We start from the raw sequence: 14,582 nt of genomic DNA on the forward strand, positions 1-14,582 counted from the left end.
GCGCGGCAATTGCGGGATCACCTCTTCGCCGAACAGCGCGAAGGTTTCACGGCGGCCAGCCGATACGCCTCTGCCGGATGAAATTCGCTAACAGCCCGTACCAGGTTGGCTCGGAATCTTCGCACGATGCAAGTGTGGTGACCACGCCACCGTGTCATGCCGCACAGTCTACTTCAGCAACTGCGCGTCGAGAGCCACCTTGCCACTCTCGGACATCGCACCGCAGCGCCACAGCGCGCTCGACAGCGGCGGTGAGCCGGGCGTGCCGGTCCAGGCGAAATAGACAAGCCCGGCGAGGCTGCCGCGTTGTGCATAAGGCGCGAAGTCGCCCATCATCTCGCGGGTCACGCGGGCGCGGCTCGCGTCATCGAGCGGGCAATTCGCGGCGTTGTTGTTGAGCCCCCATTCGGTGATCCAGCATGGCTTGCCCGCTAGGCCGCCCGGCGGCCGGCATTCGGCGAGATCGTATTTGGCAAGCTTGGCCTTGCGCGCCGCGCTGATCGCCGTCCCTTCATGATTGTCCGGATAGACATGGATGCCATACGCATCCACCAGCGTATCGAGACCGTGCGCACGCATGAAGCGCAGCGTGGTGTTGATGCCAACGACATCCCCCTTGGCCCAGTTCGGCAGCGGGCCATCGTCCTGGTCGTAGGTCCCGAGGCCTGCGGTGGTGATCGGCGTGTGCCGGTTCAGCGTGGAGTGGTCCCGCACATCCTTCAGCACCGCCATCACCTTGAGATATTGCAGGAAGCCCTTGGCGATCTGCTTGCCCTCCGGGTCATGATCGAGGTCGTCCAGGCTGAGCTGCCGCGCATTGCCGTGCCGGGCCACGAACTCCGGATTGGTGCCGGAGAGGTTGATCTCGTTGCCGAGCTCGAACGCGGCAAGGGTGATGCCCTTGGCTTCGATCGCCGCGAGGATTGGCGCGAAGGTCTCGCGGAACTGCTGCGGGTCCGCGGCAGACAACGGCTTTTTGCCGAACGGATCGTAGCCGCCGAAATGATAGATCAGCCACTCCACGCTGAGACCGTGTTGTGCCGCCCGCTCGGCGAAATCGACGCCCTTGGCGTCGAGCGTCAGGCTGGCACGGATCACCCGCACGCCGGCGGTGTGGATGTGGGCCAGCATCGCGTCCTGATCGGCAACGCTGAGCACATAGGGATTGATGACATTGACACCGACAGAGGCGCCTTGCGCGCGCGCATCCGCCGACCAGAGCGCCGCCAACAGTGCTCCGGCGGCAAGCAATCGAGCGATCACGCTAATCTCCTCTGTCCAGCCGCAAGTGGGTTCAGAGATTCGGATCGCGGCAACGCGACAATATGCCGGCCGGGTGAACCGGGGCTGAACGCAGACCTGGCGCCAGGCGGTCAGCTGCCAAGCTGGATGGTGCGCTCCAGCGCTGCAGCAAAACCGTTGAGGGGAACATTAAAGACGACAGCCTGCCCATTGCTGATGTTCTGCGCAGCGACGGTGAGCGTCTTCGCCTTGCTGATGGTATCGGTCACGGCAGTCGGAAACGAGACCGGAAGCAGGCAGCCTTGCGCCGTACACGTCGAGAAACGTGTCTGTTCCAGATCCTTGCCGTCGAGCTTGAGGACGGCGCCGGCGTCGAACTTCAGCCCGAACGGCATCAAGATGTTGCCTTCGGCTTTTCCCTCCCTGGCGATCAGCTCGATGGCGAAGATCTGCTGATTGGTCTCCTTGGAAAGCTGTGTCTGCCCGAGCGTGCACAGCTTGGCACCGCCGTCGAGCTGGCATTTGACGATCCAGTCTCCGTAAGTCTCGCTGATCGCGGAAGCGCCCTTGGGGAGCGGGACTGCCCGCACCGCACCATCCATCGCGGAGGTCTGGTGCCGCGAGTCGACTGGAATCGAGACGGTGTCGCCGGCGTCGGATTTATCGGAGGTGCGAGCCGCTTGCGCCGAACCGACGGCTGCAAGCACCACGAGAGCTGCGATGGCCCGAAGACGCCTGTCCGCTGTAACCCTCACCATGCACTCGCTCCGCCTCGTTAACGTCCCGAAACCGATTTCCGCTTTACGCGAACAATTCGTGGGTATAATTCCCACGTAACCGAGATAGGTCTACTTGGAGAACCGCGGACATGCAAGAGCTTATCGCCGCCAGCGTGATTGTTGCGATCGTTGCATTCTGCGGCGGGTATTTTTGGGCAATTGCACGCGAGGCCAAGGCATCGAACAGGGGTTCGAACAAGCAGCAGCGGAAGTGGTAGTCCTGCGCCTCCATTGCTCTTGCGAGATTTGCCCACCGGGCGCGTTTTCAACTAAGCTTGCCGGATGGACATGCTCGTCAAGCTCTACGCCCTGCCCGATTCCCGGCCCGCCTATGATCGATTGCAGCAGGGTGGAATCGTCATGCGCCGGGCGCTCGCGCCCGAAAAGCACAAGGTCACAGCCTGGGTGCGCGAGACATTCAGCGAGGCATGGGCGAGCGAGACCGATGTCGCGTTCAGCCGCCAGCCGGTATCGTGCTTCATCGCGACCCAGCACAAGACAATCGTGGGATTCGCCTGCTACGACGCGGCCTGCCGCAACTTCTTCGGTCCGACCGGCGTCGCGCCGAAAGCGCAACAGGTTGGAATCGGCAAGGCACTGCTGTTCGCCTGTCTCGAGGACATGAAGCACCAGGGCTTCGGCTACGCCATCATCGGCGGCGTCGGGCCGGCCGAATTCTATGAGAAGGCCGTCGGCGCGGTGACCATCGACGGCTCCGCGCCGGGGATTTATCGGGGACTGCTGTAGTTCGTGGCCTGTAGGATGGGTGGAGCGACTTGTCCGCCGTAGCTCGAAGAGCGAAGGCGGAAGCGATACCCATCAACTCAGATTCGAGGCGAGAATGATGGGTACCGCTTCGCTCCACCCATCCGCAGCTAAACCCATCGACCTCGCCCACGGGACCGATGATGGGTTTCGCTTCTGCCTTCCGCCTTCGCTATTCGAGCTACGGCGGACAAGTCGCTCCACCCATCCGCAGCTTCTATCTTCAACGCAGCGTGCCGAAGAACTTCCGCACCTCGCCGACGAACAGCTCGGGCTGTTCGAATGCGGAGAAATGTCCGCCCTTCGGCATCTCGCTCCAGTGCTGGATGTTGGTGAAGTTGGTCTCCATCCATTTGCGGACCGGCGTGACGATCTCCTTGGGGAATACGGCAACGCCGGTCGGCACGGCGACCTTGTGCGGGGTTCGCTTGCCCGGCCCAAAGCTTTCCCAGTAGAGTCGGGCCGACGACGCGGCCGTCGCGGTGACCCAGTACAACATGACGTTGTCGAGCAGTTCGTCGCGGCTCAGGATGTTTTCCGGATGCCCGTCGCAATCGGTCCAGGCCCAGAATTTCTCCAGGATCCAGGCCGCCTGCCCGCTCGGCGAATCCGTCAGGCCGTAGCCGAGCGTTTGCGGCCGGGTGGACTGCTGCTTCGAATAGCCGGAATCCCAGTCGGCGTAATATTTGATGCCGTCGAGCGCGCGGGTCTCTTCCGGCGTCGGCTGGCCCTCGACATTGGGCCGCGTCGACATCGCAAGCGTGATGTGGATGCCGCCGCAATGTGCCGCGTCCTGCGCGCCGATCGCGGTCGTGACCGCCGAGCCCCAGTCGCCGCCTTGCGCGAAATAGCTGGCGTAGCCGAGCCGCTGCATCAGGACGGCCCAGGCTTTTGCGATCCGGTCGACGCCCCATCCCGTCGCCATGGGCTTGGCGGAGAAGCCGAAGCCCGGCAATGACGGGCACACCACATGGAACGCGTCGGTCGCGCTGCCGCCATGCGCCGTCGGATCGGTCAGCGGCTCGATCACCTTGTGGAATTCGACCACCGATCCCGGCCAGCCGTGGGTGATGATCAGCGGCCGCGCCTCCGGATGCTTCGAGCGGACATGGATGAAGTGGATGTCGAGCCCGTCGATCTCGGTGGTGAACTGGCTGAAGCGATTGAGCCGCGCCTCGCGCTGCCGCCAATCATAGCTCTCGGCCCAATAGTGGCAGACGTCCTTGATCCATGTGAGCGGCGCGCCCTGGCTCCAGTCGGAGACCAGCTCGGCTTCCGGCCAGCGGGTCCGGCGCAGCCTGAAGCGGAGATCTTCGAGGACATCGTCGCTGACAGCGATGCGAAACGGGCTGATGGCGATCGTCATGGCGGCTCCCCGGGATGCAGGACTTTCCAGGGAAGATAGGGTCGGACGGTCAGCCGATCAAATCACCGCCTGACGCTACTTGCCGATTGCTACTTCGAGCAGCGCCTGGGCCTGCTTCGTGGCCTCAGTGAAAGCCGGCTGCTGTGGCGCCTGCTGAACGAAGCAGCGCTTGAAGGCATCGTCGCCCTGCTGGCGCAGGTCGCCGAGCTTGTCATATTCCTTCCTGGTGATCTGCTTGCGCGCGAGCTTGTCGGCCGCATCGTCGGCTTTCTTGTTGTAGTCGGCATGGATCGCCGTACACGCCGGGACTTTCACCGTCGGCTCGATCTCGCCATAGGCGATATAGAACTTGCCGTTGGCGAGAACAGCGACAAACACCTCGTCGGCGGCCTCGGGCGTCGAATCCTGGGTGCGGCCGGCCAGGAAGCCGTAAGTCAGACTGGCCGACGCCGGCTTGGTGACCGGCAGCGCGTTGAAATTGATCACCGCGGCATCGGTCGAGATCGCCTGGGTGTAGAGGCCTTCGAACTTCAGCGCCGCTTCGACCTGTTGCGGCACGTTCTTGCTGGCCTTGTCCCACCAGGTCTTGTGCTCATGCAGCCAGCGGGTGAACAGGGCCTCGGTGGTGACGACGATATGGGCCTTGGGCTCGACGAAACTGCCGTCGGCGCGCTTTTCGCCGATCCTGGTGCCGTCGCGGCCGGTGTCGGCATCGAAGCGCAGGCCGTCCAGCATGCCGAACCCCATGTCGCCCTTATATAGAGTATCGAGGTTGAGCTGGGCGGGTGCAAAGCCGGGCCGCGACGGCTCGGCCAGGATGGCCGCCAGCTGGGCCTTCAGCCCGTCGCGCGCGGCCGCCTCGGCCTTGTCGGCAGCCTCGTCGATCTTGTTGTCGTTCGACAGCTTGGCGAATTTGGCGATCGCGGCGTCGCGCGCGGCGATGTAGCGGTCCTCCGGCGACGCCGCGCGGGCGTGCGAGAGGACCAAGATCGGGGAAAGGACGAGGGCAAGGCGGAAAATAAAATGCATGCCCTGTGGTCGCCCGCAGGGCATGCAAGGTTCAAGGTCACGGGTACTACCAGCATATCCCTCGCCGGCAGGCCCGCTGCCGGCGCAGGATCTCTTCAGGGCCCGGCCATCAGGCCACAGCTGTCGGCTGCCTCTTCCTTAGGCCGCCCTCTTCTTTACGCCGCCTTGTTTACGCCGCCTTGTTTAGGCCGCCTTGGACTTCGCCACGTGGGTGGCGATCGCGTCCATCAGCGGCGGCGACAGGCAATCGTAAGGCTCGAGCCCAAGCTCCTTCAGCCGCGACCTGATCCCGGCCATATCGGCCGGCTTGACGCCGGATTCGATCACCGACGACACGAAGGCGGCAAATCCCGGAGCCGCCGAGCCGGACTCCTGGAACAGCTCGGGGTGGATGAAGTCGAGGCCGTAGAACGGATGGCCCTTGTTCTCGATCCGGCCGTACATGTGGGTGCCGCAGCCGGTGCAGGCGTGGCGCTGGATCACCGCCGCGCTGTCTACGATCTTCAGCTTGTCGCCGTTCTCCAGCACGGTGACGTTCTCGCGCGGCACCACCGCGACCACCGAGAAGGTGGCGCCCGACGGCTTCCAGCACTTGGTGCAGCCGCAGGCGTGGTTGTGGGCGACGTCGCCCTTGATCCCGACCTTGACCTTCTTGTCCGCGCATTTGCAGACCAGCGTGCCGCCGGCAAAACTGCCGGAGCCTTGCTTGACGCCATTGTCGACCGACGGGTGGATATGAACAGTCATTGACCTATCCTCCTAGTGCTTGGTGTTTTGATTTCAGAATACGACGACCGAACGGATCGATTTTCCCTCGTGCATCAGGTCGAAGCCCTTGTTGATCTCCTCGAGCTTCAGCACATGGGTGATCATCGGATCGATCTGGATCTTTCCGCCCATGTACCAGTCGACGATCTTCGGCACGTCGGTGCGGCCGCGCGCGCCGCCGAACGCGGTGCCCTTCCAGACCCGCCCGGTGACGAGCTGGAACGGACGCGTTGCGATCTCCTTGCCGGATTCCGCGACGCCGATCACCACCGAGACGCCCCAGCCGCGGTGACAGGCTTCCAGCGCCTGGCGCATCACGGTGGTGTTGCCGGTGCAGTCGAAAGTGTAGTCGGCGCCGCCGTCGGTCAGGCCGACCAGATGCTGGACGATGTCGCCCTGCAGCTTGGTCGGGTTGACGAAATGCGTCATGCCGAACTGCTTGCCCCAGGCTTCCTTGGAGTCGTTGATGTCGACGCCGACGATCTTGTCGGCACCGACCATCTTGGCGCCCTGGATCACGTTGAGGCCGATGCCGCCGAGGCCGAACACGACGACGTTGGAGCCCGGCGTCACCTTGGCGGTGTTGACGACCGCACCGACGCCGGTGGTGACGCCGCAACCGATATAGCAGCTCTTGTCGAACGGCGCGTCCTCGCGAATCTTGGCCACCGCGATCTCGGGCAGCACGGTGAAGTTCGAGAAGGTCGAGCAGCCCATGTAGTGGAACACCGGCTTGCCCTTGTAGCTGAAGCGCGAGGTGCCGTCCGGCATCACGCCCTTGCCCTGCGTCGCGCGGATCGCGGTGCAGAGGTTGGTCTTCTGGCTCAGGCAGCTTTTGCACTGCCGGCATTCCGGCGTGTAGAGCGGGATCACGTGATCGCCCGGCTTCACCGACGTCACGCCGGCGCCGACCTCGCGAACGATGCCGGCGCCTTCGTGGCCGAGCACCGAGGGGAAGATGCCTTCGCTGTCGAAGCCGTCCAGCGTGTAGGCATCGGTGTGGCAGATGCCGGTCGCCTTGATCTCGACGAGGACCTCGCCGGCCTTGGGGCCTTCCAGGTCGAGCTCGACGATCTCGAGCGGCTTCTTTGCTTCAAACGCGACTGCGGCGCGGGTCTTCATCTTGGTCTCCACTAGACGTCAAACAGGTTGTCATTCGCGCCGGTCACGCTCACTTCTTGTTGCCCATGCAGGCGTCTTCGGCCTTGCCATAGGCTTCCGACTTGTCTTCGTGCTTGGCCGGTCGAACGCGCCCAACCGCATCGTTGGCGCGGGCGCGCAGGTACACATAGAGGTCGTCCATGTAGCAGGCAACGTTCGGGTTATCGCCGAACGCCGGCATCACATTCTCCTGCGCCGTGGACACGTTCTTGCGTCCGCTCGCAACGATGCCCATGAAGTCGGGATAGCTCATGGTCTTCAGCGAATCCTTCAATGCCGGCGCATAAGTCGAGCCCATGCCATCGGGTCCATGGCAGACGTGGCACTCCGAATGATAGCGGCGGTAGCCCGAGTAGGTGTACCAGTCCACCGTGCCGTCGGCCGTAACCTTGAACGTCGGGTTTCCATCCTTGTCGAGCCATTTGCCGTCTTCGTTCTTGACGGCGGTCGGATCACCCACATCCTCGGCGGAGGCAACTCCGCCCATTGCCACGACCAAGATCGCAGCAGTCACAAACCAGATCTTACGCAAAAGCATATCCTCGCGTGCAGATTGAAGACGGACCGGCGCATGGAGTTCGCTCCATGCGCCGGAACGAGGTCGCTCAGCTCACTGCTGCGGCAGCGAGAACACGGTGAGCGTTCCACCGAGCGCGGTGTAGTTGCTCAGCGCGGCATAGCCGCCGACTGCACCGAGACCGGCCGTCGGATCGGTCAGACCAGCCGCGAGGCCGATGCCTGCCCAACCGCCAACACCCGACAGAACTGCGACATACTGCTTGCCGTTGTTCTCGTAGGTGGTGACGTTGCCGATGATGCCGGACGGGGTCTTGAACTTGTAGAGCTCCTTGCCCGTCTTGGCGTCGACAGCCTTCAGGTAGCCTTCCAGCGTGCCGTAGAACACCACGCCGCCGGCAGTCGCGAGTGCACCCGACCAGACCGAGAACTGCTCCTTGTTCGACCAGACGATCTTGCCGGTCTTGCCGTCCCAGGCGATGAAGTTGCCCATGTTGGTCTCACCGGGAGGCGGATACATCGACAACGTCGCGCCGACATAGGGCTGACCTGCGGTGTAGCTCACCTTGAACGGCTCGTAGTCCATGCAGACGTGGTTGGTCGGCACGTAGAACAGCTGCGTGTCGGGCGAGTAAGCCGCCGGCTGCTCGTCCTTGGAGCCGAGCGCTGCCGGGCAGATGCCCTTGACGTTGACGTCCTCGCCGGCCTTGTCGGTCGACGCTGCGTCAAGAACCTTCGGACGACCATAGGTCGGCGAGTCCTTCTTCATGTCGACGCCGGAGGTCCAGTTCACCTTCGGATCGTACTTCTCGGCGACCAGCAGTTCGCCGGTGGCGCGATCGAGGGTGTAGCCGAGGCCGTTACGATCGAAGTGGGTCAGGAGCTTGCGCGGCTTGCCATCGATCGACTGATCCGAAAGGATCATCTCGTTGATGCCGTCATAGTCCCATTCGTCATGGGGCGTCATCTGGTAGACCCACTTGGCGACGCCGGTATCCGGGTTGCGCGCCCAGATCGTCATCGACCACTTGTTGTCGCCGGGCCGCTGCTTCGGATTCCAGGTCGAGGGGTTGCCCGATCCGTAGTACACGAGGTTCAGTTCGGGATCGTAGGAGATCCAGCCCCAGGTCGCGCCGCCGCCGATCTTCCACTGATCGCCTTGCCACGTCTTCAGGCTCGAGTCCTTGCCGACCGGCTTGCCGAGCTCGGTGGTCTTGTCGTCGACCAGGATCTGATCATCCGGACCTTCCGAGAAGCCGCGCCAGACCAGCTTGCCGGTCTTGATGTCGTAGGCGCTCATATGCGCCTGCACGCCGAACTCGCCGCCGGAGATACCGATCAGGACCTTGTCCTTGATCACCATCGGTGCGGAGGTGCCGGTCGAGCCCTTGCTCGGATCGCCGTTCTTGACGCTCCATTCCACCTTGCCGGTCTTGGCATCGAGCGCGACCAGCGTGGTGTCGGCCTGGTGCAGGAAGATCTTGCCGTCACCGTAAGCGACGCCGCGATTGACGGTATCGCAGCACATCACCGGAATGACGTTCGGATCCTGCTTCGGCTCGTACTTCCAGACGATCTGGTTGTCCTTCGAAAGGTCAATAGCGTAGACCTTGTTCGGGAACGGCGTATGGACGTACATCATGTTGCCGATGATCAGCGGGCCGCCCTCGTGGCCGCGCAGCACGCCGGTCGAAAACGTCCAGGCGACCTGCAACTTTCCGACGTTCTGGGCGTTGATCTGATTCAGCTTCGAGTAACGCTGATTGGAGTAATCGCCGGTCGGCATCACCCAGTCTTTCGGGTTCTGCGCCATCTTGTGGAGTTCGTCATTGGCAGTGGCAGCTCCGGCGGCGAACACCGCCATTGCCCCAAGGCTGGTCGCGTATAGCAGCTTGCGCATCGTGGATTTCCTCCCAGGTTCAAGAGCTCAAGGGTTTCCGCCGAAACGGCCCCACTTCTTCCATTTTGGTGCCCCAGTCGTAGTCCGATCGAATCCGGCTGACTTGCCCAAAAGAGAAGAGCCGTTTGCTCAGAAGCGAACCTTCATGAGATTTTTCCAGCCCCGGTCGGAATTGGCAGCAAGGGTTGCTTCATGTTGCAGGGCATCAATCGCGGCTGACGCCATTCGAGCGCCAGTTTGACGCGTGCTAAGGTTGCGCTTGACGAGCCCAGAACTAAGTCGGAGGATCACCCGACATTGACCGGGAAGATGTCCCGTCGCCTCCCTAAGCTGTTCAGAATCAGGGAGAAGGCGCATCATCCCGGACCAGACTTAAGCTCTGTTGGCAGTCACGTTGGGGATCGAATCGGTGGCTGGAAAGATGTCCGATACAGTCCATTCACTCAGCACGAACGGATTGACGCCCAAGCGTCAGATCCAGCGCTGGTCGGATGCGCTCACTGACCTCTGCGGTCAGTTCGACGTCGATGCGCTGGAAGGATCCTCGCTTGAAGGCCGGATCAACTACACCACCGTGTCGCGGCTGAAGTTGTGCCAGATCGAGGCAAGCCAGCATCGCATCGCCCATGCGCTCTCGCGGATCAAGCTGAGCGAGCATCCCTACATCAAGATCGTCTTCCAGACCCATGGCGTCTCGCATTTCGAGCAGGACGGCCTGCACTTCGACATCATGCCGGGCGACTGCTTCGCCTATGACGTGTCGTGTCCGCATACGATCATCAGCCCGTCCCTGACGCGTCACGAGGTTGTCATCGTTCCAAAGGACCTGCTCAAGGAGCGCGGCTTCCAGCTCTCCAAGATGGCGCCATGCAAGCTGTCGGCGCGCAACGGCACCGGCCGCATCGCCTATGATTTCGTCCATGCTGCGTTCGGCGAGGCGCCGACGCTGACCCCGGTCAACGCGGTCGGCGTCGCCGATGCGCTGATCGACCTGCTGCTGCTGCCGCTGCGCGAGACCGGCGCGATGTTCGATCGCGGCAGCGCCGAGGCGACCTATGTGCGGGCCCAGGGCTTCATCCGCGAGCACCTGCGCGATCCCGATCTTTGCATCGACCGCATTTCCGCGGCGCTGGGCTGCTCCAAGCGCTATCTGCATATGCTGTTCAGCGATCGCGGCATGACTGTCAGCGACTACATCTGGAAGGCACGGCTGCAGAATTGCCGGCAGGAGCTGGAATCCCAGAACGGCAAGACCATCACCGATGTCGCGTTCTCGTGGGGCTTCTCGAGCTCCTCGCATTTCAGCCGCGTCTTCCGGAAGTATTTCGGCATCGCGCCCTCCTCCGTCCACAAGGGTCTGCACGGCGGCATACCGGTGGATGTGGTGCTGGAGTAGCGCTTCCGTCTGGCGTGCAGGCGCCATGCTGTCGGCCTTCAAACTCTCCTCACTCAAGCTGTCTTCGATCAGGCTTTGGGCGCGCAACCTCAAGCGTGACAGCGTTGCGCTCTACCTAGCATCGCGCGATCCACGCGTACCGTGGTACGCAAAGGCCCTTGCGATCGCCATTGCGGCCTATGCGCTCTCGCCGATCGACCTGATACCGGATTTCATCCCGGTGCTCGGCTATCTCGACGACCTGATCCTGCTGCCGCTCGGCATCTGGCTTGCGCTTTCGCTGATTCCGGACGAGGTCATGGCGGAATCCCGCACCAAGGCCGCAGCCATCTTGCAGCGCCCGATCAGCCGGGGCCGGCATGATCGCGATCGTCACGCTCTGGATCGCCGGCGCATTGGCGCTGGCATGGGCCGCCTTCACCTATTGGCCGCGGTCACCGGGCTAAGCGCGCACGGCCTTCGGCACCAGCGCCTCGACCGTCACACCATCATCGGCGGAATCGATCTTGAGCGTGCCGCCGAGCGCGAGGATTCGCTCCTGCATGCCGGTCAAACCGCGGCCAAGCCGGTGATCGGCGAGCAAGCCGCGGCCATTGTCGCGGACCCGCACCAGCGCGCAGCCGCGGCTGCCGCGCGCGCCCGCCTGCCGCTCCGCAGGTTCGATCGTGATATCGACCGAAGTCGCGCCGGCGTGGCGGAACACGTTGGTGAGCGCTTCCTGGACGATGCGATAGATCGTCAGATCGGCCATCTCGCCGGTATCGCCGAGCTCGGGCGATACGTTGCTGTCGATCTCCACCTCCGGGTGGGTTTCGCTCCACATCCGCACCAGCGCGCCGAGCGCCTCCGCAAGTCCGAGCTCGGCCAATCCGACCGGCCGCAATCGCTCCAGGATGCGGCGGGTGAACTGCTGCAGCGCGTTGACCTGCTCGAGGATGGCGTTGCCGTGCTTGCGCAGCGCCGCGGGATCGGGCTGTTCGACCTCCGCCAGCCGGGTCAGCGCGCCGGCATGCGCACGCAGGGCGAACAGATAGGGCCCGAACTCATCGTGCAGTTCGCGCGCGATTTCCTTGCGCTCGGAATCCTGCAGCGACACCGCGCGTTCGGCCAGCAGCCGCTTGCTGTCCACGGCTTCGCCCAGTGTCGCCGCCAGATGGTTCAGTTTGGCACAGATCGCGGCCAGTTCCGGCGACCCGCCAGGCTCGACGCGCGCGTCGTAATCGCCGGCCTCGATGCCGGTCATGGCCTGCGACAGCGCCTCCAGCGGCGCCAGCGCGCGGCCGACCACCAGCATGGTGACCAGCAGCAGCGCCACCGCGATCGCGGAGCCCACCTCGAGCTGGGTGACGATGCCATCCCAGATCTCGGCGATTTCATCGTCCGGATGCGAAGTGATGACAAGCGATTGCGGCTTGCCGTGAACCGAGATCGGTACCCGCACCGAGGTCTGCTCGGGATGGACCAGCGCGACGAACCATTCCGGCGCGGCGCGCAAGCCATCCGCGTCCTCGGGCCGTTCGGTGGACTTGGCGGTCGCGCCATCCTGTCGCGTGATGCTGACGTGACGCAGCCGGCTCAGGTCCTGGACGATCTGGTCGAGCCGCGCATCGGGGTCCGGTGCCTCGTCGAGACCGGCCACGATCGTCGCGACGAACTCGCGCGCCAGCCGGATCACGCTCTGGTCCTCGGCCTGGACGCGCGGACCTGCTTCGAGCACGAGCCGCGCAATATTGATGCCCAGCCCAAGCGCCAAGATCAGCGCCAGCAGCAGGTTGATCCGTGCGCGCAAGGATAGCTTTTGCCACATGACGTTGCCCCCGACCGCGATCCCTCCTCCGAGAGGATCGTTGACAGCCAAATTTGCCCGGCTATCTAATCGCACCCTATCGCAATCCCATGCGAGGTGCACAACCGGCCGGAACCGAGGTGTTCTTCGTGCAAGCCGATGTGATGAGCCGATGAGACGATGAGTGAACAGAAGCAGGTCGCCGGAACAACGCCATGCGCATTCTGATCGTTGATGATCATCCCATCGTTGCCTCCGGTTGCCGCACCGTGTTCGCCGACGATCCCGGGATCACCCTGCTCGAAGCCGCGGATGCCGAAAGCGGCGAGCGCGCGTTTGTCGCAGACAAACCCGATCTCTGCGTGATCGACATCAACCTGCCGACTGTCTCCGGCTTCGAGCTGGCGCGCCGCATCCTGACGCGCGATGCATCCGCACGCCTCATCATGTTCAGCATGAACGACGACCCGGTGTTCGCCGCCCGCGCCATCGACATCGGCGCCAAGGGCTACGTCTCGAAAACCGGCGATCCCAACGATCTGGTCGAGGCGGTGCGCGAAGTCGGCAATGGCGGCGTCTATCTGCCGCCGGCGATCGCACGCAACGTCGCGTTTGCGCGGCCGGGCTTTGCGCAAAACCCGCTGTCCAAGCTGACCTCGCGCGAGATGGAGATCCTGCGCCTGCTCAGTTCCGGCAAGAGCCTGTCGGAGATCGCCTGGCTGGTGCATTCGTCATACAAGACGGTCGCGAACACGTCATCGATCATGCGCCAGAAGCTTGGCGTGCGCACGTCGGCCGAGCTGGTGCGCCTGGCGATCGAGAGTGGCGTCGCCTGACGCTGCACTCCAACCGAGAGGAATATGGCAATGCAGACGGTTTCCCAGAACAAGTCGCATGGCGGTACGCAAGGTGTTTACCGCCATCCGAGCCGCGAGACCAAGACCGACATGACCTTCTCGGTGTTCGTCCCGGAACACGCGGCCGGCGCCAAATTGCCTGTGGTCACCTATCTCTCAGGCCTGACCTGCACCCACGCCAACGTCACCGAGAAGGGTGAATTCCGCCAGGCCTGCGCCGAGCTCGGCCTGATCTTCGTTGCGCCCGACACCAGCCCGCGCGGCGAAGGCGTTCCCGGCGATCCCGCCAATGCATATGATTTCGGCCTCGGCGCAGGCTTCTATGTCGATGCGACCGAACCGCCGTTCGCGACCAATTACCGGATGTGGAGCTACGTCACCGAGGAATTGCCCAAGCTGATCGCCGAGCATTTCCCGGTCGACACGACGCGGCAATCGATCCTCGGTCACTCCATGGGCGGCCATGGGGCGCTGACGGTCGCGTTGACCTATCCCGATCGCTATCGCGCGGCCAGCGCGTTTGCGCCGATCGTGGCGCCGTCGCAGGTGCCGTGGGGCAACAAGGCGCTCGGCGGCTATCTCGGCAACAACAAACAGGCATGGCGCAAGCACGACGCGGTCGCGCTGATCGAGGACGGCGCCCGCTTCTCCGACCTGCTGGTCGATTACGGCGATGCCGACGGCTTCCTTGCCGAGCAGCTGCGGCCCGAGCTGTTGAAAGTCGCCTGCGAGAAGGCCGGCATCCCGCTCACCCTGCGGCGTCAGCCGGACTACGACCACAGCTACTACTTCATCTCGACCTTCATGGCCGATCACCTGCGCTGGCACGCCGCACGGCTGAAGGCTTGAGCGTTCCCCGCGCGAAGTGTGAGTATCCGTCATCCTGAGGAGCCGCGCAGCGGCGTCTCGAAGGATGCACGGCCCGGCTGGTGGCCGTCGACCCTTCGAGACGCGCGCAAGGGCGCGCTCCTCAGGGTCACGGGGCTAAACTGGTGTCGCTCCATCAACGCTATTGCG

At 63.5% G+C, this 14,582-nt stretch carries 14 protein-coding genes and 1 pseudogene; 6 read left to right on the forward strand and 9 right to left on the reverse strand.

The annotated features are described in order from the left end of the window. Positions 1-168: 168 nt before the first annotated feature. Positions 169-1,263 carry a hypothetical protein gene (locus ACVMB0_RS33675; RefSeq protein WP_456753546.1) on the reverse strand — a complete coding sequence of 365 codons (1,095 nt, stop codon included), beginning with the start codon at positions 1,261-1,263 and terminating at the stop codon, positions 169-171. Between the two features lie 110 nt (positions 1,264-1,373). Then, positions 1,374-1,949, reverse strand: a complete 576-nt coding sequence (locus ACVMB0_RS33680; protein WP_456753545.1) for an invasion associated locus B family protein — start codon at positions 1,947-1,949, stop codon at positions 1,374-1,376. A gap of 161 nt (positions 1,950-2,110) precedes the next feature. Between ACVMB0_RS33680 and ACVMB0_RS33685 the strand changes: the two genes are divergently transcribed. Further along, on the forward strand, positions 2,111-2,239 hold the full coding sequence (locus ACVMB0_RS33685) for a hypothetical protein (RefSeq protein WP_456753544.1): 129 nt from the start codon (positions 2,111-2,113) through the stop codon (positions 2,237-2,239). 64 nt (positions 2,240-2,303) lie between these two features. Then, complete coding sequence (locus tag ACVMB0_RS33690; RefSeq protein ID WP_461348945.1) at positions 2,304-2,768, forward strand: GNAT family N-acetyltransferase; 465 nt, start codon at positions 2,304-2,306, stop codon at positions 2,766-2,768. Positions 2,769-3,009: 241 nt separating this feature from the next. Here the strand turns inward: ACVMB0_RS33690 and ACVMB0_RS33695 are convergent, their stop codons facing one another. The 6 genes from ACVMB0_RS33695 to xoxF5 all read right to left on the reverse strand — a co-directional run bounded on the left by ACVMB0_RS33695 (position 3,010) and on the right by xoxF5 (position 9,526). Continuing rightward, a complete protein-coding gene (locus ACVMB0_RS33695; protein WP_461348946.1) occupies positions 3,010-4,152 on the reverse strand; it encodes an epoxide hydrolase family protein in 1,143 nt (380 codons plus the stop codon). A 75-nt stretch (positions 4,153-4,227) separates the two neighbouring features. Continuing rightward, positions 4,228-5,181, reverse strand: a complete 954-nt coding sequence (locus ACVMB0_RS33700) for a hypothetical protein (protein ID WP_461348947.1) — start codon at positions 5,179-5,181, stop codon at positions 4,228-4,230. A 183-nt stretch (positions 5,182-5,364) separates the two neighbouring features. After that, complete coding sequence (gene gfa, locus ACVMB0_RS33705; protein WP_461348948.1) at positions 5,365-5,928, reverse strand: S-(hydroxymethyl)glutathione synthase; 564 nt, start codon at positions 5,926-5,928, stop codon at positions 5,365-5,367. 33 nt (positions 5,929-5,961) lie between these two features. Further along, positions 5,962-7,071 carry an S-(hydroxymethyl)glutathione dehydrogenase/class III alcohol dehydrogenase gene (locus ACVMB0_RS33710; RefSeq protein WP_456753539.1) on the reverse strand — a complete coding sequence of 370 codons (1,110 nt, stop codon included), beginning with the start codon at positions 7,069-7,071 and terminating at the stop codon, positions 5,962-5,964. A gap of 49 nt (positions 7,072-7,120) precedes the next feature. Continuing rightward, entirely contained in the window at positions 7,121-7,597 is a 477-nt protein-coding gene (locus tag ACVMB0_RS33715) for a c-type cytochrome, methanol metabolism-related (RefSeq protein ID WP_456756482.1), read from the reverse strand. 123 nt (positions 7,598-7,720) lie between these two features. Further along, the gene (xoxF5, locus tag ACVMB0_RS33720) at positions 7,721-9,526 is read right to left on the reverse strand and encodes a lanthanide-dependent methanol dehydrogenase XoxF5 (RefSeq protein ID WP_456753538.1); all 1,806 of its coding nucleotides are present in this window, start codon (positions 9,524-9,526) and stop codon (positions 7,721-7,723) included. A 421-nt stretch (positions 9,527-9,947) separates the two neighbouring features. On the opposite strand from xoxF5, the gene ACVMB0_RS33725 reads away from it, so the two are divergent. Both ACVMB0_RS33725 and ACVMB0_RS33730 read left to right on the forward strand, forming a co-directional pair. Continuing rightward, positions 9,948-10,922, forward strand: a complete 975-nt coding sequence (locus tag ACVMB0_RS33725; protein ID WP_456753537.1) for a helix-turn-helix domain-containing protein — start codon at positions 9,948-9,950, stop codon at positions 10,920-10,922. 25 nt (positions 10,923-10,947) lie between these two features. Continuing rightward, positions 10,948-11,368: pseudogene (locus ACVMB0_RS33730) on the forward strand (YkvA family protein). On the opposite strand, the gene ACVMB0_RS33735 reads toward ACVMB0_RS33730, so the two are convergent. Further along, positions 11,365-12,729, reverse strand: a complete 1,365-nt coding sequence (locus ACVMB0_RS33735; protein WP_456753535.1) for a histidine kinase — start codon at positions 12,727-12,729, stop codon at positions 11,365-11,367. The pseudogene ACVMB0_RS33730 and the gene ACVMB0_RS33735 overlap by 4 nt on opposite strands. A gap of 194 nt (positions 12,730-12,923) precedes the next feature. Here ACVMB0_RS33735 and ACVMB0_RS33740 point away from each other — a divergent pair, with 194 nt between their 5' ends. Continuing rightward, positions 12,924-13,544 (forward strand): response regulator, encoded by a 621-nt coding sequence (locus ACVMB0_RS33740; protein WP_456753534.1) that lies wholly within the window; start codon positions 12,924-12,926, stop codon positions 13,542-13,544. A gap of 24 nt (positions 13,545-13,568) precedes the next feature. Beyond that, entirely contained in the window at positions 13,569-14,414 is an 846-nt protein-coding gene (gene fghA / locus ACVMB0_RS33745; protein ID WP_461348949.1) for an S-formylglutathione hydrolase, read from the forward strand. Positions 14,415-14,582: the final 168 nt, after the last annotated feature.

Source organism: Bradyrhizobium sp. USDA 4451 (assembly GCF_054822585.1).